This is a genomic window from Microvirga makkahensis (genome assembly GCF_009830105.1).
In the GTDB taxonomy this organism is placed as follows: domain Bacteria; phylum Pseudomonadota; class Alphaproteobacteria; order Rhizobiales; family Beijerinckiaceae; genus Microvirga; species Microvirga makkahensis.
In genome coordinates, this window is sequence record NZ_WURB01000024.1 from 13,315 (window position 1) to 31,467 (window position 18,153).

At 59.8% G+C, this 18,153-nt stretch carries 18 protein-coding genes and 1 tRNA gene; 7 read left to right on the plus strand and 12 right to left on the minus strand.

The genetic code is table 11. The annotated features are described in order from the left end of the window. Position 1 precedes the first annotated feature (1 nt). Positions 2-367, minus strand: coding sequence for a hypothetical protein (locus tag GR328_RS21355; protein WP_160887454.1), 366 nt, complete (start codon positions 365-367; stop codon positions 2-4). A gap of 325 nt (positions 368-692) precedes the next feature. On the opposite strand from GR328_RS21355, the gene GR328_RS21360 reads away from it, so the two are divergent. Both GR328_RS21360 and GR328_RS21365 read left to right on the plus strand, forming a co-directional pair. Then, the gene (locus GR328_RS21360; protein ID WP_160887456.1) at positions 693-1,985 is read left to right on the plus strand and encodes an adenylosuccinate synthase; all 1,293 of its coding nucleotides are present in this window, start codon (positions 693-695) and stop codon (positions 1,983-1,985) included. A 32-nt stretch (positions 1,986-2,017) separates the two neighbouring features. After that, complete coding sequence (locus GR328_RS21365; RefSeq protein ID WP_160887458.1) at positions 2,018-3,208, plus strand: histidine kinase; 1,191 nt, start codon at positions 2,018-2,020, stop codon at positions 3,206-3,208. 70 nt (positions 3,209-3,278) lie between these two features. Here GR328_RS21365 and rpoH read toward each other — a convergent pair whose 3' ends face one another. Beyond that, on the minus strand, positions 3,279-4,178 hold the full coding sequence (gene rpoH / locus GR328_RS21370) for an RNA polymerase sigma factor RpoH (protein WP_160887460.1): 900 nt from the start codon (positions 4,176-4,178) through the stop codon (positions 3,279-3,281). A 197-nt stretch (positions 4,179-4,375) separates the two neighbouring features. After that, positions 4,376-5,374, minus strand: a complete 999-nt coding sequence (locus GR328_RS21375; protein WP_160887462.1) for an RluA family pseudouridine synthase — start codon at positions 5,372-5,374, stop codon at positions 4,376-4,378. Between the two features lie 95 nt (positions 5,375-5,469). On the opposite strand from GR328_RS21375, the gene GR328_RS21380 reads away from it, so the two are divergent. Both GR328_RS21380 and GR328_RS21385 read left to right on the plus strand, forming a co-directional pair. After that, a tRNA-Glu gene (locus tag GR328_RS21380) sits at positions 5,470-5,545 on the plus strand. Positions 5,546-5,629: 84 nt separating this feature from the next. Further along, positions 5,630-7,417 (plus strand): site-specific integrase, encoded by a 1,788-nt coding sequence (locus tag GR328_RS21385; protein WP_160887464.1) that lies wholly within the window; start codon positions 5,630-5,632, stop codon positions 7,415-7,417. Positions 7,418-7,456: 39 nt separating this feature from the next. Here GR328_RS21385 and GR328_RS21390 read toward each other — a convergent pair whose 3' ends face one another. Further along, the gene (locus GR328_RS21390) at positions 7,457-8,212 is read right to left on the minus strand and encodes a DUF4435 domain-containing protein (protein ID WP_160887466.1); all 756 of its coding nucleotides are present in this window, start codon (positions 8,210-8,212) and stop codon (positions 7,457-7,459) included. Then, on the minus strand, positions 8,212-9,363 hold the full coding sequence (locus GR328_RS21395) for an AAA family ATPase (RefSeq protein ID WP_160887468.1): 1,152 nt from the start codon (positions 9,361-9,363) through the stop codon (positions 8,212-8,214). Before GR328_RS21395 ends, GR328_RS21390 begins: the two co-directional genes overlap by 1 nt. Before the next feature lie 305 nt (positions 9,364-9,668). On the opposite strand from GR328_RS21395, the gene GR328_RS21400 reads away from it, so the two are divergent. Together GR328_RS21400 and GR328_RS21405 are read left to right on the plus strand one after the other, a co-directional pair. Beyond that, positions 9,669-10,340, plus strand: a complete 672-nt coding sequence (locus GR328_RS21400; protein WP_160887470.1) for a recombinase family protein — start codon at positions 9,669-9,671, stop codon at positions 10,338-10,340. An 80-nt stretch (positions 10,341-10,420) separates the two neighbouring features. Beyond that, positions 10,421-10,801 (plus strand): hypothetical protein, encoded by a 381-nt coding sequence (locus GR328_RS21405; RefSeq protein WP_160887472.1) that lies wholly within the window; start codon positions 10,421-10,423, stop codon positions 10,799-10,801. A 172-nt stretch (positions 10,802-10,973) separates the two neighbouring features. Here GR328_RS21405 and GR328_RS21410 read toward each other — a convergent pair whose 3' ends face one another. The 6 genes from GR328_RS21410 to GR328_RS26735 all read right to left on the minus strand — a co-directional run bounded on the left by GR328_RS21410 (position 10,974) and on the right by GR328_RS26735 (position 15,639). After that, on the minus strand, positions 10,974-11,525 hold the full coding sequence (locus tag GR328_RS21410) for a sugar-binding transcriptional regulator (protein WP_160887474.1): 552 nt from the start codon (positions 11,523-11,525) through the stop codon (positions 10,974-10,976). A 145-nt stretch (positions 11,526-11,670) separates the two neighbouring features. After that, on the minus strand, positions 11,671-11,997 hold the full coding sequence (locus GR328_RS21415) for a hypothetical protein (protein WP_160887476.1): 327 nt from the start codon (positions 11,995-11,997) through the stop codon (positions 11,671-11,673). A gap of 2 nt (positions 11,998-11,999) precedes the next feature. Beyond that, positions 12,000-12,305 carry a hypothetical protein gene (locus GR328_RS21420; RefSeq protein ID WP_160887478.1) on the minus strand — a complete coding sequence of 102 codons (306 nt, stop codon included), beginning with the start codon at positions 12,303-12,305 and terminating at the stop codon, positions 12,000-12,002. A gap of 101 nt (positions 12,306-12,406) precedes the next feature. Next, positions 12,407-12,916: a hypothetical protein gene (locus tag GR328_RS21425; RefSeq protein ID WP_160887480.1), complete on the minus strand. Its 510-nt coding sequence runs from the start codon at positions 12,914-12,916 to the stop codon at positions 12,407-12,409. Positions 12,917-13,291: 375 nt separating this feature from the next. Then, entirely contained in the window at positions 13,292-14,617 is a 1,326-nt protein-coding gene (locus GR328_RS21430) for a hypothetical protein (protein ID WP_160887482.1), read from the minus strand. A gap of 824 nt (positions 14,618-15,441) precedes the next feature. After that, positions 15,442-15,639 (minus strand): hypothetical protein, encoded by a 198-nt coding sequence (locus tag GR328_RS26735; RefSeq protein WP_170304150.1) that lies wholly within the window; start codon positions 15,637-15,639, stop codon positions 15,442-15,444. A 333-nt stretch (positions 15,640-15,972) separates the two neighbouring features. Here GR328_RS26735 and GR328_RS21440 point away from each other — a divergent pair, with 333 nt between their 5' ends. After that, a complete protein-coding gene (locus GR328_RS21440) occupies positions 15,973-17,133 on the plus strand; it encodes a hypothetical protein (RefSeq protein ID WP_160887486.1) in 1,161 nt (386 codons plus the stop codon). On the opposite strand, the gene GR328_RS28085 is transcribed toward GR328_RS21440, so the two are convergent. Continuing rightward, positions 17,128-17,253: a hypothetical protein gene (locus GR328_RS28085; protein ID WP_281352047.1), complete on the minus strand. Its 126-nt coding sequence runs from the start codon at positions 17,251-17,253 to the stop codon at positions 17,128-17,130. The two genes, GR328_RS21440 and GR328_RS28085, sit on opposite strands and share 6 nt — an antisense overlap. Positions 17,254-18,153 lie beyond the last annotated feature (900 nt).

Below are 18,153 nucleotides of genomic sequence, written 5' to 3' on the forward strand. Positions count from 1 at the left end.
CTCAGAGCACATCCAGGATGATGCGCTGGGACACAGGCGTGGCGGAGGTGGGCGCGCGCACGACGAAGCCGCGGCATTTCGTGGTGACGGGATGGATCGGCGTCCGGCGCCGGTCGGAGCCGACCAGGTAGTTCACCGTATAGTAGGTGTGACCACCCACGAAATTCGTCTCCTTCGTCTCGAAGACATACCCCACCTCGGTCGGGCTGATCCGGTAGATCGCCTGCGGCGGCCCGAGGGCCGCGATGCGCTCCGAGATCGGACGCCCGATAAAGTCCGTGCATGATACCCTCGCGGCCTCATGCACGGTCGGGACGCAGCCCGCAGCGCCGAGCGCCGCACCAAAAACGACAGCAATTCTTGTCACGGATTCCCCCGGTGATGGGACATTCATCTCCCGCCCTGAGAAAAGGATCTAGATAATCGAGTGCCGTTAGGGAAGATGTCGGGGCTCCATGCTCCGCCACTCCCCGACAAGCCCCACCGGTCCCGGGGACGCTGGCGCCGGCCTTTATTCCGTCTCTTGAAAAGCCGAGAGTGAGGGACATCTGGCGCACATCAGGACGGAGCACGATGCATGGGACAAGGCGCATTCCGGCTTGACCTGACGCGCACGATCCACGAAGAGGGTCTGCAAGGTTTTTACTCAACCCTGGCCTTGCGCCGGGGTTTTTTCATGTGAGGCTTGAGCGATGGCGAACGTGGTTGTCGTGGGCGCCCAGTGGGGCGACGAAGGCAAGGGCAAGATCGTCGACTGGCTGTCCGAGCAGGCGGATGTGGTCGTACGGTTCCAGGGCGGGCACAATGCCGGCCATACCCTCGTGATCGGCGACAAGGTCTACAAGCTGTCGCTGCTGCCCTCCGGTGTGGTGCGCCCCAGCAAGCTCTCGGTCATCGGCAATGGCGTCGTGCTCGACCCCCATGCCCTGGCGGCGGAAGTCGAGCGCCTGTCGGAGCAGGGCGTGTCGATATCCCGCGACAATCTGCGCGTGGCCGAGAACGCCACGCTGATCCTGTCCATCCACCGCGAGCTCGACGCCCTGCGCGAGAGCGGCAGCGCTGGCACGAAGATCGGCACCACCAAGCGCGGCATCGGCCCCGCCTACGAGGACAAGGTGGGCCGCCGCGCCATCCGCCTCATGGATCTCGCCGATCTCCCCTCCCTGCGCGAGAAGATCGACCGCCTGCTCACGCACCACAACGCCCTGCGGCGCGGCTTCGGCCTCGACGAGTTCAAGCCGGAGGAGATCTACGAGGAGCTGGCCTCGGTCGCCCCGAAGGTGCTTCCCTACATGGATGCCGTGTGGCGCCTGCTCGACGACGAGCGCCGGGCCGGCAAGCGCATCCTGTTCGAGGGCGCTCAAGGAGCGCTGCTCGATGTCGATCACGGCACCTATCCATTCGTCACCTCCTCCAACACGGTGGCGGGCCAGGCGGCGACGGGGTCGGGACTCGGCCCGGGCGGAGTCGGCTACGTGCTTGGCATCGCGAAGGCCTATACCACCCGCGTGGGCGAGGGGCCCTTCCCGACCGAGCTCCATGACGAGACCGGCGAGCTGATCGGCCGGAAGGGCAAGGAGTTCGGCGTGGTGACGGGCCGTAAGCGCCGATGCGGGTGGTTCGACGCCACCCTGGTGCGCCAGACGGTGCGCACATCGGGCATCGACGGCATCGCGCTCACCAAGCTCGACATTCTCGACGGTTTCGAAACCATCAAGATCGGCGTCGGATACAGGCTCGATGGGCAGACCATCGACTATTTCCCGGCCAGCCAGGGGGCTCAAGGGAGGGTCGAGCCGATCTACGAGGAGTTCGAGGGGTGGAGCGGTTCCACCGCAGGCGCGCGCTCCTGGGCCGATCTCCCGGCTCAGGCGGTCAAATATGTCCGCCGCATCGAGGAGCTGATCGGCGCGCCCGTCGCGGTGCTCTCCACGTCGCCCGAGCGCGAGGATACAATCCTCATGAAGAACCCCTTTGAGGGTTGACGGCGGAGCCTCTCCGGGTCATTCCCAAAGAAATGGCAGATTATTACCCACTCATTGCACGGGCCGTCGAAGGCCTGACGGAGCAGACGCCTGCCGCGCGGCACGCTGTCTACGAGCGTGCCCGGACGGCTCTGGTCGCCCAGTTGAGGTCCCTTGATCCGCCTCTGTCAGAGGCGGACATTCGGAAGGAATGCGCGTCTCTCGACGAGGCGATTACGCGCGTCGAGACCGATCATGCACCCCCTCCGGCAGGCTTCGATCCCGACGCCTTCGCCGAGATGGTGGCAGAGGATCAGCGCCAGCAAAGCCCGGCGGATCGGTTGCGCAGCGTGATGCCCCCGCGGCAGCCTCTCCGGGCGCCCTCCCAGGTCGAGCCCGAGCCCGCCCCCCATGCCTTCGGGGAAGAGGCTCCCGTTCGTCCGCGGATCGACAGCCGGCCGCATCCGGCCATGCAGAGCAACCGGCAGATGCGGTCCGTCCTGCTCGGCGCGGCCATCGTGTTCGTCATCCTCGTCATCGGGGGGCTGGCCTGGTGGCAGAGCCGCTCGGATGCGCCCATCCCTGAAACTCCCGTCGCCGAGACGCCTCAGGAGGCGCCGGCCAGCAACGAGTCGGCCAAGATCGACGAACGGGTCGGAGGGCAGGCGCCGGCCGTCTCCCCGAACGCTGACCAGGCGATCGGCGTGGCGCATCGCGCGGTCTTCTACGAGGAGGACGCGACCAATCCTCAGACTCCGAAAGCCCATGTGGGGCGCGTGGTCTGGCGGCTCGAGGACGTGAATCCCGGCCAGGGCCAGTCGCTCGAAAAGGCGGTGACCGCCAATGTCGAGATCGCCGAGGCGGGACTGACCATGAAGATGGTGCTGCGCCGCAATCTCGACACGACGCTGCCGGCATCGCACACGATCGAGCTGACCTTCACCACCCGCGAAGGCGACAGCGGCCGCGTGATCCGGGATGTGGGTCTCCTGCAGTTCAAGAACGAGGAGGCCGCGCGCGGCACGCCGATCGCGGGCTTGCCCGTTCCCGTACGTGAGAACCTGTTCCTGATCGGCTTGTCCAACCTGCAGGGCGACGTGGAGCGCAATACCGAACTCTTCGTGCGCCGCAACTGGATCGATCTGCCGGTCCGCATGGCCTCGGGCCAGCGCGCCATCCTGAGTTTCGAGAAGGGCGCCACCGGCGAGCAGGTGCTGACCAGCGCCTTCAGCCAGTGGCAGTAGGGCACAGCGTTCAGACAGCAAAAAGCCGCGCTGAGATGCGCGGCTTTTTTATGGAGCCGAGAGGCGGTGGTCAGGCCGAGGCCTCGGCCGACGAGGTGTTCTCGATCTGAGTGAGATTCTTCTTCACCGCTTCCTGCACCTTCTCGAAGGCACGCACCTCGATCTGCCTGACGCGCTCCCGGGACACGCCGAACTCGGTCGAGAGCTCCTCCAGCGTGATCGGATCGTCCGAGAGCCGCCGGGCTTCGAATATCCGGCGCTCGCGCGGGTTCAGGACCGTGAGGGCATTGCGCAGTGCGGTCAGCCGGTTCTGGCCTTCCTCCTCCTCCACGAGCACCTGCTCCTGGCTTTCGCTCTGGTCGACCAGCCAGTCCTGCCACTCGCCGCCGCCTTCACCTTCGTCGCGCAGAGGCGCGTTGAGGGAGGCGTCGCCGCCGAGGCGGCGGTTCATGTCCACCACGTCCTGTTCGGTCACGCCGAGCTGGGTCGCGATCTGCTTTACCTGGTCAGGGCGCAGATCGCCCTCATCCAGGGCCGAGATGCGGCCCTTCGCCTTGCGCAGGTTGAAGAACAGCTTCTTCTGGTTCGCGGTGGTGCCCATCTTCACGAGCGACCAGGACCGCAGGATGTATTCTTGAATTGCCGCCTTGATCCACCACATGGCATAGGTGGCGAGGCGGAAGCCCTTGTCGGGCTCGAAGCGCTTGACGGCCTGCATCAGGCCGACATTGCCTTCGGAGACCACCTCGCTGATCGGCAGGCCATAGCCACGGTAGCCCATGGCGATCTTGGCGACGAGGCGCAGGTGGGATGTCACGAGCTTGTGGGCAGCCTCACGGTCTCCATGTTCGCGCCAGCGTTTGGCGAGCATGTATTCCTCATGCGGCTCAAGCATGGGGAAGCGACGGATTTCGTCGAGATAGCGGGAAAGGCCCCCTTCATTGGCAAGCACTGGAAGCGCTGCAGCCATATCTTCTCCTCCTTTGGCTCCCTCGTTCCATGAGGCAAGCCTGAGGCGGCCCCCTCGATGGCTGGCCGCCCAACATCCTTATATAAGCGGTTCGACCTTGTCCGGATAGAGGCGCCAGGCTTCAAGACCTGGTGAACGCTTCAAAGTCGCAAGGGTGCCAGCGTGGCAGAACTTTGCGACGCATTGACGCTTGGACGTCAGGCTCTCAGCGCGTCCAGGAGTTCGGCCAGGTTCGGCGGAATGGGGCTTTCGAAGCGCAGGAACTCCCCCGTCCTTGGGTGCTCGAAGCCCAGGACCGCCGCATGCAGGGCTTGCCCGTTGACGGCTGCCAGGGCCTGCTGCTGGGCCTGCGTGAGGCGGTTCGCCTTGGTTTTGAACCCGGAGCCGTAGACCGCGTCGCCGAGCAGCGGGTGGCCGATATGAGCCATGTGGACGCGGATCTGGTGGGTGCGCCCGGTCTCGAGTTCGCACTGGACGAGAGAGGCGACCGGATTGGCAGAGGGCAAGGGCTCCAGCACCTCGTAATGGGTGATCGCATACCGGCCGCGCTCGTTCCCGTCGGAGACGATGGCGATCTTTTCCCGGTTGTGCTGGCTGCGCGCCAGCGCCGCCTCCACCGTGCCGCGCTTGCGCTCCGGCACGCCCCAGACCAGGGCGAGGTAGAGTCTCTCCAGAGGGCCCGTGCGGCCATGGTCGGCGAATTGCTCCGCCAATCCCTGATGGGCCAGATCGTTCTTGGCCACCGCGAGAAGGCCCGAAGTGTCCTTGTCGAGCCGGTGCACGATGCCGGGGCGCTTCACGCCGCCGATGCCGGACAGGCTGTCGCCGCAATGGGCGATGAGCGCGTTCACCAGCGTGCCGGATTCATGCCCTGCCGCCGGGTGGACCACGAGCCCAGCCGGCTTGTCGATGACGATGAGGTCGTCATCCTCATAGACGATGGACAGGTCCATGGCTTCGCCCTGAGGCTGCGCAGGCATGGGCGGCGGAACCTGCAGGGTGATCCGCGCGCCGGCGCTCACCTTGCGCCCCGGATCGAGCACGGGCGCGCCATCAACGGTCACCTGGCCCTCGCGGATCAGAGCTTGCAGGCGGCTGCGCGACAGGTCGCTCGCGAGCCGCGCCAGCACACGGTCCAGCCGCTCGGCCGCCGTTGTGTCGTCCAGGGTCCATTCCTGCAGGGTCGTATCGTCCACCACGTCCTCATTTTTTGCCTGGCCCTCTCTTTTTTCGGAGAAAGGGCTTGAAGGGATTCGCGATGGTGGTTATACGAGCGGCCTCAACCTTGCTAGCTCCCTTCGTCTAGCGGTCTAGGACGTCGCCCTCTCACGGCGAAAACAGGGGTTCGAGTCCCCTAGGGAGCGCCAAAGGTTCTATAAGGCCTTTGATCGCCTTAACTTCCTCAGCTATCAGGCATTCTCGGCTCAACCTGTCACACAAAGGTGTCACACATGAGCGGGGAACTCATGCCAAAAGACGCGTACCTTTACCGGCGGGGAAAGGGCGGAAACTACTATCTCAACATGCGGGTTCCAACCGATCTGGTCACAGCTTATGGCAGTGACAAGGTCTTCGTGAGCCTTGGCACTCGCAATCGGGACGAAGCGCGGCGGTTGCGAAATCTGCGAGTTGCAGAGATACAGGCACAGTTCGATGAGTTGCGCCGGGCTGATAAGGCCAAGCTTGGTCTTCAAGAGAAGTTGGCTAGCCAAGCCTTCTCACGTGTCTCTCAAGCTGAGCTTGAGCGGATGGCGGTTGGATATTTCAAGGATGTGTTCGAGCCAATTGCTGCCGATCCGCCAACTGGTGAGGTCGATAAAAGCGAACTCATTGACGAGTGGGCCGATACTCTCGCACGTCTCCAAGACAAGGATAAGGAGCAGTGGGCAGATAGCGTCCAAGGGACAGCCGATCACATCCTTATGCAGGCTGGATGGCCGAAGAAATTTGAGAAAGTGGGCGTCATTCAGCGGGTGCTGCCGACTGCTGACATAGATAGGACGAGCAACCAATATCGTGAGTTCACCCGATTGGTGAGGCGGGCTGCCATCGAGGGTAGCCGTCTGGCCCTCTGCGAGTTGAGTGGGCAGCCCTTCATCCCTCGTGACCCGTTGTTTGCTCCTGGTTCTCGACCGACAACAGAGGGCCAGCACGGTCCACGCCTTTCAGAGGCCTTAGCATCTTGGCGTGACGGCTCAGGGGCACGAGGTAGTAAGCGCCCCCGTGAATTGACCGCCAAGGAGGCTGAAAATGCGGTCCGACAATTCATCGAACTTCATGGTGACCTCCATATCGAAGAGATGACGAAGCGACGGGTCAAGGAATACAGCGACGCCCTAGTTCGTATCCCGGCGCATCTTCCCGTACGACTTTCAAAATTGCCTGTGCCGGAACTGCTCAAGCAAGACCTAAGTGCTTATCCGCTGCGTGCTGCGGGTACCATCAATAAGTCGTTTCAGTTGCTCTCAGCTATCGTCGAGACTGCAAAGAAGGAAAGTCACTTTGAAGAGGCCGCCGGTTGGCCCAACCACTTCCGAAGCGTCCAGATCGAAGCTGACAGCACCGCCGAAGAGGGGCGTCTTCCATTTAGTTCTGATGAACTGCGCATGATCTTTGTTTCTGGGCCTGTGCATGGCTCAGGTCAGCGGTTTAGAGGCGGTCGAGGCGAAGCGCAGTTTTGGTTGCCTCTCCTAGCCTTGTTCACTGGAGCCCGCCTTGCTGAGTTGGCTCAACTCCGAGCTTGTGACATCCAAGTCAATGGATCAGGTGTGGCTTACCTTGATATTAGTACATCCGGCGGGCGCTCGGTAAAAACTAGGACCAGCATCAGGAAGCTGCCCATCCATTCGGAGCTTCGCCGCATTGGCTTCTTGGACTACGTTGAGGGTGTTCGAGCGACCAGCGGCAACGAAAGTGCTGATCTCTGGCCGGAGGTGCAGTCTGCTGAGGGAAGAGCTCGATCCGCTGCCTTCTCGCAGTGGTTCAATGGCTATCTGAGAAGCAAAAATTTGGGCATCTCCGATCCCCGGAAAGTGTTTCACTCCTTTCGGCACCAATTCAAGGATATGTGCCGTGATGCGGGCGTATCAGAGGATGTTCATGATGCTCTAACGGGTCATAGAGCGGGATCGAGTGTTGGCCGAAAGTACGGTGCAGGACATTCCATTGCCCGGCTAGCAGTAGAGCTTGATAGAGTTGCTTCACCGGTGGACCTATCCCATCTTCATAAAGGTGGATAGGGCCCCGGTTTCGCTTGATATAAATAGCTCACTCTAAGGTTAGACGGTGCATACGACGCCTAATTGACCAAACATCAACTCGATCTGATTGCGAATATTGGTATAGTAAGGGCCTCGCTCTGCTGACGCCATTTCCATTAGTTGTGCTTTGCTAAATTTCACAGTCCGTGAGCTAGCAGATAACTGCCTGAGCAGGACAGCCATCAGCGTTTTCCCCCGTAGTAATCTCTCGTAGTCTGAAGAGATTTGAGGATATATCTCTGTATCTGGTCCGGTGTAACTAATCTCCGCAAGATACTTCTTGCAAAGATTTCCATCTTCAGAAAGTACCTTTCCAGGGTGATCTGAGATACTAGCTTTACTGCCAGCCGGTGTAACGGCAAAGGAGTACCAGGCAATAATTTGGGCTAATTCACTTTTGAATAATTCCCTCTCAGAGTTTGTGAGAAGTTTCTCGATTTTTCCATCGCGATACAGGTCGTTCTCGATAGAATACCCATCGGTCATTATTATTTTGCGATGTGTGTACTCAGGAGGTGGGGAGGAGAGAACCCACATGTCCCTGTCTACTACAAAGATTACGTCATTTCTCCCGATCTCCTTGCGACGGTCAAATATATCAAGAACTTTTCCTCTTCCCCCGACTGGCAGGAATGAAACGTTCGCTGATGAAAATTCTTCCTCAATTCTTCTAAAGATCACATAGTCGTCTATACCTTCGGTAACGACGCTTGGTAGATTTGACCTCTTGAGGGTTTGGACAGCCTCATCGACAGTAAGTTCACGCTTAGGCATTAGTCAATTTCCGCAGTATCGCCGCGGTCCGGGCTAATCATGATCTCCTTCTCAGGATACTTGCTGTATATGAAAGGAGAGTGCGTAGCTATAATAAACTGATTAGAGGTCCCTTGGCTCCGCATTATGGGAAATAGCTGCCTTTGCCAATCAACATGAAGACTTAATTCTGGCTCATCAATAAAAATGAAACTATCTCTATAAAAGGCGTTGTAACAGATGAAACTTAGCATCTGCTTTTCGCCGGCAGACAAGGCTTCTGAGCTTACGGCATTTGCCGCATCGCCGAAACTCAGCCTCGCCCCTAGGCGAATACCTGAATGTTGGAACAGTTTCTCTACTAGAGCTCGCACGGCATCGAGAGGCGCTAAGATAGCTGCTCTCTCTCGATCCATATTCTCGATCACCGATCTAATGCTATCGATAACCTCTTCGGCCCTTGCAGAATGTTCCTTTATATTTTCTTTGCCTTCTAAGTAGTTATCTCTCTTATAGGCTTTGATTTGTTCGATGATGTTTTCAGAGTTAATCTTCTGTAGGTTGTTAGACAATTCTGACATCTCAGTATACTGGCGCATTAATAGGCCAACGATGTCGACAGTCGAGATTGATGCAACGAAGGTATGCTTCTCTACAGTTAAGCGACGTGACAACTGGGACAGTGCCTCCTCAATCTCGCCGCGCGCTCTGCTTGTCCGCCCTGGAAATAGCGCTCCAGGACGCGCGGATGTCAGCGAAAAGCCGCCTTCAATGCGTCGGAACGTTGGAAAGAAAACAGAACTGCCAAACTCCTTTACGAAAGTATTCGCTTCGCCTTCGGCATCGTACATCGTTCCACTTTCGTCATCGAACATATCCTCGAAAACGAATTTCTCGCCACCTCTAAGAATTTCTATTTTCGATTGAGATGAGGTGATACGATTTACGGTAATAGTATATTCGTCTGTCTCAATCGTTGCCCTGGTAAATGGTACTTCTCTGGTAGCATGTTCAATATTGCCGCTTGTGATGTACCACAGCAGCTTGAGAAGCATGGTTTTGCCCGATCCATTCCGGCCAGTGATGATATTTAGATCAGGGTGAAGTCTTCGGACTAGGGGGCGATCTGCATGTCCCGGAAGACCTGTGACTTCAAATCTCTTAATTATCATTTGTCGTTACCATGACTTGCGGCCTAGTTGTCGTAGCTCAGAGTTCGCCGTGTTGGCTTACCGATATAGCTAAGCTAAGTGTTTTCCACGTTAATTCAAAGGAGTTTATGCCCAGCAGGTAAACGGAGCGTAGCCCGGTGAGCCAAACCAGAGTGTCCTCATGTTAGTATCGCCCATCAGGGCTTGGCCAAGGCTTTTTTACTTCAGCTATCTGCTACTGACTTTTAACTTGCGTGGCAACTCTAAACGTTCGTATTGTGTTGTCACGGGAGGCGCTGGGGAGCGCTCCGGGCTAGGGGATCACGATGAAACAGGCCGTCGCTTACATCCGGGTCAGCACCGCGAAGCAGGGCAAGAGCGGCCTGGGCATGGATGCGCAGAAGGAGGCCATCGAGCGCTTCGCCGCTGCCGAGGGCATCGAGGTCGCCGCGATCTTCACCGAAGTCGAGACCGGCAAGGGCTCCGACGCCCTGGACCGCCGCCCGGAACTCGCCAAGGCCCTCGCCACGGCGCGGAAGGCCAAGGCCCCTGTCATCGTGGCGAAGCTGGACCGCCTATCCCGTGACGTGCATTTCATCTCCGGCCTGATGGCCCAGCGGGTCCCGTTCCTGGTGGCGGAGCTTGGGGCCGATACGGACCCGTTCGTGCTCCACCTCTATGCCGCCCTTGCCGAGAAAGAGCGGGCGTTGATCTCCACCCGGACCAAGGCCGCCCTCCAGGCGAAGCGGGCCGCTGGGGCGAAGCTTGGCAACCGAACGAACCTGGGCGAGGCTCAGAGGCTAGGAGCCGCCGCCAATGCGAAGGCCGCCGAAGCCTTCGCCGCCAACGTGCTCCCCATCGTGCGCAGTATCGAGGCCGCCGGGGTTACGTCCCTCCGGGGCATTGCCGAGGCCCTGAACGCTCGTGGGGTCCAGACGGTGCGGGGTGGAGCTTGGCACGCTCGCTCAGTCGCTCGGCTCCTAGAACGGGCCGCATGAGCAGGGGAGAACTTCACTCTTGAATTGCTTGTAAGGCGCGACCTTCCCTAGGCTTGTCTTCTCATAATCGAGCACCTTCTGTGAAACACGCCCTAGTCCTTTCCGCCCTTCTCTTGGCCGCTCCAGCGCAGGCCCAAACTATTCTCAACCCGGATGACATGGCCGGGTGGGACTATCCCGAACAGGTCGCGGCCACATTGCCGCCCGTGCGGAACGCTCTCGATCCCAAAGCAGCCCAGTTCCGATACATCAGGCGCGGCAAGCCCACACCGGGAAGACGCTCGTGGTGCGGTGAGGTGAACCTGAAGAACCGATACGGCGGCTATGTGGGCTTTCGGCCCTATGTCGTGGTCGTGGATGTGACCCGCCCCAAGGGCAAGGAAGAGACCGTGTGGCTCGCGGACGGGAGCGCCGATGAAGACGCACTCGTCCGAGGCGTGCAGAAGGCGAACGGCTGCTGATCGAGCCGTGTGAGCCGAAAGTGGACCACGAAGCGGACCAAGCGGACCGGACCACAGGGCGAAGCGGACCACGTCGCCGGAATTGTCAAAGGGAAGGGCCTGATTTCCTGGGGTTTTGAGCGGACCGGACCAAGACCGGGAAGCGGACCACAAAGCGGACCATGCACGGGGCCTATGGGGCTTCGGGCTCCTCGGTGTCGGACGCATCGCCTATGCTGTCGAAGAGGGCTTGGGCGTGGGTGATCCAGTCGAGGGCATCTTGGGCCAGGGGGTGACGTTCCTCCGCCTGGGCGCTCCGGGTGAAGCGGTCAAAGGCTCCAAGGCTCCGATACAGTTCCCGTAGGCTTTCGTTGTGGTGACGGCGCTCCCGGAGGACGGCCACCATGGTTTTCCGGTCCCCTGCCTTTTCCGCTTGGTCATAGAGGGCCGCGAGCTTCGCCATCTGGAGGGCGTGAGTGGTGCGCAGATCGGTGACAAGCTGCTCCGCCGTGGCTTCCTTGACGGCCGCGAGGGCTTCATCACGGGCGCGGGCGAAAAGCTCCGAGACATAGCCCTCCGTGATGCTCAGGGCCTCGGCGATCTCGGCGCGGGTGAACCCTTGTTCCCGCATCCAGAGGGCACGCCGCATCTTCTCATGCACATTGAGGGGCGCGGGATTGGCCTGGGGCACGGCTGGGGCCGCCGGGCGCTCCCGATGGCGCACGCGAGGGGCCTGGTTGTCCATGTGGTTATCCCGGTGCCGGATCAGGGCCGTTTTCGACACGCTGAACCCTTCGGCCACGGTGCGCAGGGCCACGCCGGAGCGCAGCGCTGCATCGAGGGCGCGCCGTTCCGGGTGCGAGCAACAGGAACACCGGGAGGACATGGGATCAGGCCGCTTTTCGAGATGGCTTCCGGGCCGGGCAGAGGCACACAAAGCCGATGCGCTGTTGATCCGCCCGGAGGTCGTCATGGTCACAGACGATGCCGTCTAGGTCGATGCCTTGGGCGCGGGCCACGTCCCTGATGTCGCGGACGAGCTTGTGCGCCAGGGCCGGGGAGCCGGTGAAGGTGGCGGACATAAGCACCGCCGCCAGGGTGCGGTCAGAGACGATTTTGAGGTTGACGGCACAACCGCACCGCTCCAGGGCCTCCGCCACGGGGGCAAGGTCAGATCGGACGGCTTGGGCGCGGGTGATGTGATCGGGCGTGTTCATGGTCATGCTACCGGGCAAAAGAGGGCGAGGCGTTGCTGGTCCGGCTCCAGGCCGGTGCGGGCGAGGTCGAAGCCTTCTCCGCCTAAGAGACGATGGCCCCGGCGCTCGGCTGCTTCGCGTAGCCCCTCCGCAACGGCCAGGGCCTTTTCGATGTCCCCCCGGATGATGGCAGAGAGGCGCACACCGGAGGCGTCCAGGTCGAGGGCAATGGACACTTGGTCCGCCCCGTGCCGGGCGAGGTCGCAGGCGACGAAGGCGAGAACGGAGAAGGCCGCGCGGGCCTTGGCGGTGAGCTTGGTCGAGGCCATGGCTTCAATCTCGTGGGGAAGGGTGCCCCCGGCTTACCGGCGTCAAAACGGGGCCGGGGGCGCAGCTACGGCGGAGGACGAACAACGCCGCAGCCGATGGCTCAAAGTTGAACGGTGAAGTAGTCCAGCACCCCGGCGGTGACCTGACGGCGCAGGAGCTTCCGGCGCTCCAAGTCGGAGATGATGGTCTCCGCTCGCTCCGGGGCGCACTTGATCGCACGGGCGATGTCCCCCCGCGTCACCGCGACCGACTGGCCGCCCATGGCCTTGCTGCTCCGCTCGATCACGGCCAGAGCCTCCAGCGCATCGACGCCAAGGCCGGGTTCTTTCTGGGGTAGGGCCGCGATGTGCGAGGGCAGGGCGTCCATCCGGCGGGCGATCTCTTCGCGCTTGGCATCTTCGGCCCGGATCACGGGGGCGTAGAGGTCCATCGTGCTCGCCATGCCGGAGGTCTTCGCCTGGGCCGTATCAGGGGCGCGGAAGTTGAGACCAAGACCCTTCACGCGGGCAGAGCCGCCGAAGAGCTTGGATGCCTCCTCTGCCCGGCGAGCGGCCTCACGGTCGCTGGGGCGTGTTGGGACAGGAAGGTGAAGAAAATCGGTTGGGATCATTGGACTGCTCCCTTTTCGGCGGATGTCAAAGCCACCTCTAGGGCTTCCAGGACAATGGCGGTCCGGCTCACAGCCCGGCCCTTGGTATCGGACATCCGACGACGATGTATTTCGAGGTCGATCTGCCGTCTGACCGGGTCTGGGACGCGGATTGTCATGGTCATTGTCTTGCTCATGTGCTGATCTCCTATTCACAGTAGGAGCATACAGCTTTCATTATGCACAATCAACGCATGCAGTATACGCTCGTTTTGAACCCAGTTTCAATTTTATATTCAGAAAGAACTGGACGATGTCTTTGTCACTTCTTCATGAACGGCCATGAGTTAGGTCGGTAGGGCTCAGGTCAGAGTAGCTGGAGGCCGACTACACTCATCAGTTCATAAGGTGCGGGGGTGCATCATTGCGGTTCAGCAGCCGGTCAAACATCCGGGACCAAGACGGGGCTAAGGCGTACTGAGCCTGTGGGGCTCTCTTGCGGATACGGGTACGAATGAGGATGCCCTCACGCTCTAGGGCTTGGCACACCGTGGACGGTGCGAACCCGTCGGGAATGGTCTCGCACAGTCGCCGCTGGTTAGCGAGAAGGGACACGATCACCCGCCGGTTCTCCTCTGGGACGCAGCGGTTGAGCCGGGCCATGAAATCACACAGATCAGTGGCGTTGTCCTCGATGGCGGTGAACTTCATGACCTCGTTCCATGTGCGTTGAACGTGTTTCGCGGCAGGCACTCGCAGGGCCTTGAGTTGATCCGGGACGCTCGTCCGGTAGCCAGCACGAGAATGAGTGCGGAAGCTGCGGTTGATCTTGCCTATAAACTCGATCTCGAACCGGACCCTGTTCGCTGCTTCCTTGGCGTAGATCTTGAGTGCGATCTCTGGATTGATCGTAAGCTTAATGCACTCCGCATTTCCAATCTGGTAAACCGTGAAGCGGGTGGCGTTGTCAGCGGCGAAAAGAGCTTTGCGGAACCCTGAGACCCAGGACACAGCATCCCGGTGCTCCAGTTCCCAATGCACCTCAGCCTGCACGATGGACTTGAAGATGATGGCATCGAGAACAGCGAGCCGATTGGCCGGAACGAGGGTGGCCGCGAGAAGCTCCTGCACCTTGCCCATGTAGGTGTCCATCAGCGCATCCCACCGTTCGGCGCGGTGGTCGAACACGGTTGAGCCCAGGTAGTCCACACCCAGAAGCATGTTGTCATTTCCATCAGCGGTTACGGCTCGGAGATATTGGCGCACGTTGGGATCAACCCGGAGGGCTTCGGCGGCAGGCCGCGCCTGAATGTCCGCGATCCGGGGGGTAGGTTGATGCGCCAGAAAGGTGGTCGGGTTCAGATCAAGCTCAAGTTTGAAGACGAGAAGTCCCGGCTTGGCGAGGTCTGCCGTGCCATGCGCGTTGAACAACCAGGTGTCCCGGACGGTGGACACGTTCCAACGATCAGGGCCGCGGTTTTCGAGGCGCAGCACGTCAGGGCGGCTATCAGGATCGCGATGGCTGATGTCGCCTAGGACATCCTCCAGCGCATCCGGGCTAAAATGAACCCGCGCCTCGACCTTGAGTTTGAGCCGATCATGGCGGGCATCGCCTTCGGCAAATAGGAACTTGGTCCCTCGCTCAATGCTCCATGGGCTCAGGGACTTGAGCCCGGATTGAGAACGGTACCTAACGGACGGGATGTTGGGATTGGAAGGCATAGGGATCTCAGAATGGATTTATGGCCCCCTCTATAGAGGACCAACGACTGGGACTCGAACAGGTGACTGGGTGGAGGAGGATGGTGACTGTTATTCTCGCCCTAGACCAGATTGATAAGCTTTTGCCACGTCACCGGTCCGGCGTCCATATCTGTAAACTTCGGAAGAAGTGCCACACTTCTAGAGACGTATACTGTCTTTGTCACCGGTCATTACATATGAAATACTTAGGCAGATTGGGGCGAGACAAAATTTTTGGTTCAGGTCAGCGAGGCATTCCCAGACTTGATGCTGAGGCGCAAAGCAGCGCGGGCGGTGGTGGATCATGGGATGCGCGGCAATGCTGGCGCAGGTGCGGAGGTTCGGTGCCAAACAGCGTTTTCCTCTCACCACGCTCTACGAGGTGTCTTTGCCTGTGCCACACAAAGCTGTTACACAACGTCGGAGATAGGCAAAGCTAAGTGTTTGATTTCGAAAGAGGTTAGAGAATAGGCGACCGCTCCCCTAGGGAGCGCCAAAGGTTTGAAGGATGAAACCCCGCCCGCGCGGGGTTTTTGCGTCTTGCGCCGGGAGAGGCGTGAGCCAAGGCATTGGGCTTCGTCCGTCCATGCATGTGCTTGCGCTGCGGGAACAATATCAGCGTAGGCCTCCCGGTTGATTGGATCTGGAGGTTCCTTCTCCTGGCCTTGTCCTAGGCGCCCGATAACGAGTACTACCTGATCGCCTCCGCCATCATCCGCGCCCACCAGCAGGCGGAGAGCGGTATGGGGGCACCCAACCAGGCTCTGGGGCGCTCCCGAGGCGGATTGGGTACCAAGGTCCACTTATCGGCCGGTAGTTTGGGCCGCTCGGGCAAGATCGCCATTGCGCCGGGTCAGAGCCCCGATTCGGCCCCGGCCCGCCAAATGATTGCCGATCAGAGCGCCAGCTTCGTGTTGGCGGATCGTGCCGATGATGCTGGCTGCTCCCGGGAGGCCGTTCACGGAGCCGGTGAACACACCCAATCCAACCCGCAACCGCATTGAACGCCTCCTCGGCCGTCTCAAACGCTTCCGACGCATCGGCACCCGCTACGACCAAAGGGCCATCTGCGTGCTCGCCACGATCCACCTCTCGCGAGTCTCGAATAGCTGCCGGATGTCGATTCAGCCTAGAAGCCTTCGGCCATCTGTCAGCAATTGAGGCTCCCGCCTCGTTCTGCTGATCAGATTTTCAAGCAGATTACCTACAATGGCATCTGGTCTACTCATAAATGCGGACAGATGATCAGTGTTTCTGATGAGTAGCATGTGAGGCACTAGAGGCTCAGCGGCCAACCCCCAATCTGCGGTATTCAAGACAGCCGAGGGATGGACATGGAGCAGGATCTCACCCGATTTCATATCAGTCGGCCGGCTGCGTTTCTGAAGTGTGTCAAGGCTCGCAATTATAGCTGCGCCCTCATCATCGACGCTGCCATCAGGCACCATTTGGAAGTCCACCACATTGAGGGGCTCTCATATGTCTTGTCGGGAAATGGCAGAGAGGTCTTCTTCCACAAGCAAATGGCGGGACAGGTCGCGTTTGGAGCCATGCAGATCGTACAAAGCAAAAGTATTACGATCCAGATCCTGAACCGCAAAGGTATTCCTACTCCGCGCTCCAAGAGGTTTGGAAAGCATCAAAAAAATGATGCCCTACGCTTCTTCAACAAGGTTCGAACCGATCGTGCAGTGATGAAGCCCGTTGAAGCAGCCTATGGCAAGGGCGTCCACACAGGCATTCGGACGCAGGGCGACTTCGAGGAGGCGTGGAGCACGATCTCCCGGAAATGGGGTTCCGTAATCGTAGAGGAGTTCGTCCCAGGCGTGGAATGCCGATACTTCGTCCTCGACTCCAAAGTTCTTGCCGTCACCAACCGAGTGCCGGCTCATGTGGTTGGTGACGGCATCAGCTCCGTCGCGAACCTTATCAGTCAAAAGAACGATGAAGCGCGAACGCAGAATGTTGCGCTCAAGCCCGTGCCTGATGATGACCTATCGGCCCGAGTGCTGGCGGAGCAGGGATTGGATATGAGCAGCGTCCCCGAGGGGAAGAGAATCGTCTATCTGAGGAACGTCTCCAACATTTCGCAAGGGGGCGACAGTATCGACATGACAGAAGCGGTACATCCTTCGCTCAAGCAGCTTGCCATCGATGCGGTCCGCGCAATACCGGGGCTGATCTATGCCGGTCTGGATATGATCGCAGAGGATCATCGCCGGCCGCTGCAAGGGCAAATCGCGCGCATACTTGAAATCAACGATTATCCTATGCTGTCCATGCACCATTTCCCGGCTCAGGGCACAGCGAGACCGGTCGCAGACGCAGTCATCCGACACATTTTCTTTGATGACGGCCCGGTTGATCCGAGCTGGATTCCCTTCGATCAGAATCTCTTCATGCTGAGATGCTTCGGCCCAGGATCTGTGAGGTTCCGCGATGAGATCTTATCCGCGGCCTCACCGTCAAATGGTGAGGTGCCGGGGGCCTCATAGGCCAGCTTCCGCATAGGTGCTGGCCGCCGCGCTGCTGACTGAACCGGACCGGTCGTGGAGCTGAACGCCTGTCGAGGCCATGATGATGTCGATCTGCCGGAGTCTGAGCTGAGCCGTCATGGGCTGGGCCCTTTTTATGGCCTTAGCGGTCGAGGAAGGCCAACTAGCCTAATCCTCCCGTCGAGCCGGGCAGCGAACTCGCCGAAGGGCTGCCGCACAGCCTGGAGGCTGACCTCACGAGCGACGTGAAGGGTATCAGCGGATGCCGCTGGCCGTGTGTTCAGGGCTGCGGGACCGGATTCATGCAATCTGAGCCCACGGGCCGATCGTTGGAGCGTTCTTCGGCGAAGGCGATCCTGTTCGCCGTCAAGGAATGCGGTAAACCAAAGACATGAGGTGATTCCACATCCACGGAAACAGCTCTAGCGGCTTTGCGGGCGGCATAGATGAAGCTGGCCGATCCGAAGACGTCGGCCGCGGGCGCGTCGGGGCCGAGCCGTCGCCGATCAAGATCACTGTGCCGCCATCATCCATGTCGGTTTCAAGACCGGCATCTTTGCGGGCCTATGCTATGGAACCGCGGATGACGCGCCCTGTTCCTGCACGGGCGGTGAGGACCTGGCCCTGGCTGGCCGCGCAGGAATCTGCGGGACCGTCGCTGGCACTCGATCTGAATGCTTTCCTGCGGTGGCCCGGGGCGTCGTTCGTCCGTTTCCAGCGAAGTCATGCCCTATCGGAAGAAATGCTCACCGAAGCGGTTGCAACGGGGACGGGAGCGGTCGCCCTCACAGGGTGCGTAGCTCAGAAATCCGAACAATAATTCACCTCTGTCACGATTTCGCCCCATTGTGTATAGAAAAGGCTTTCGTCAGTTTAGCGAAATGGTATTTCGACGAACTGAAGTAAAGTGATGTATATGAAAAACAAGTCATCGTTTATGATGATCTAGTTGCGTATAATTTTCCAATCCGACTGATTTTTGTTAAAAAACCATCAAGCGTGTCTCGAAAGCCTCGGAAA

What these genes read in the sequence shown, in the direction of transcription:
- GR328_RS21430 (WP_160887482.1), bottom strand. Translation starts at nt 14,617, where the DNA reads ATGCCTTCCAATCCCAACATCCCGTCCGTTAGGTACCGTTCTCAATCC.
- GR328_RS21360 (WP_160887456.1), top strand. Translation starts at nt 693, where the DNA reads ATGGCGAACGTGGTTGTCGTGGGCGCCCAGTGGGGCGACGAAGGCAAG.
- GR328_RS28085 (WP_281352047.1), bottom strand. Translation starts at nt 17,253, where the DNA reads ATGACGGCTCAGCTCAGACTCCGGCAGATCGACATCATCATGGCCTCG.
- GR328_RS21420 (WP_160887478.1), bottom strand. Translation starts at nt 12,305, where the DNA reads ATGGCCTCGACCAAGCTCACCGCCAAGGCCCGCGCGGCCTTCTCCGTT.
- GR328_RS21385 (WP_160887464.1), top strand. Translation starts at nt 5,630, where the DNA reads ATGAGCGGGGAACTCATGCCAAAAGACGCGTACCTTTACCGGCGGGGA.
- GR328_RS26735 (WP_170304150.1), bottom strand. Translation starts at nt 15,639, where the DNA reads ATGCGGTTGCGGGTTGGATTGGGTGTGTTCACCGGCTCCGTGAACGGC.
- GR328_RS21365 (WP_160887458.1), top strand. Translation starts at nt 2,018, where the DNA reads ATGGCAGATTATTACCCACTCATTGCACGGGCCGTCGAAGGCCTGACG.
- rpoH (WP_160887460.1), bottom strand. Translation starts at nt 4,178, where the DNA reads ATGGCTGCAGCGCTTCCAGTGCTTGCCAATGAAGGGGGCCTTTCCCGC.
- GR328_RS21440 (WP_160887486.1), top strand. Translation starts at nt 15,973, where the DNA reads ATGGAGCAGGATCTCACCCGATTTCATATCAGTCGGCCGGCTGCGTTT.
- GR328_RS21400 (WP_160887470.1), top strand. Translation starts at nt 9,669, where the DNA reads ATGAAACAGGCCGTCGCTTACATCCGGGTCAGCACCGCGAAGCAGGGC.
- GR328_RS21390 (WP_160887466.1), bottom strand. Translation starts at nt 8,212, where the DNA reads ATGCCTAAGCGTGAACTTACTGTCGATGAGGCTGTCCAAACCCTCAAG.
- GR328_RS21395 (WP_160887468.1), bottom strand. Translation starts at nt 9,363, where the DNA reads ATGATAATTAAGAGATTTGAAGTCACAGGTCTTCCGGGACATGCAGAT.
- GR328_RS21410 (WP_160887474.1), bottom strand. Translation starts at nt 11,525, where the DNA reads ATGGACAACCAGGCCCCTCGCGTGCGCCATCGGGAGCGCCCGGCGGCC.
- GR328_RS21425 (WP_160887480.1), bottom strand. Translation starts at nt 12,916, where the DNA reads ATGATCCCAACCGATTTTCTTCACCTTCCTGTCCCAACACGCCCCAGC.
- GR328_RS21415 (WP_160887476.1), bottom strand. Translation starts at nt 11,997, where the DNA reads ATGAACACGCCCGATCACATCACCCGCGCCCAAGCCGTCCGATCTGAC.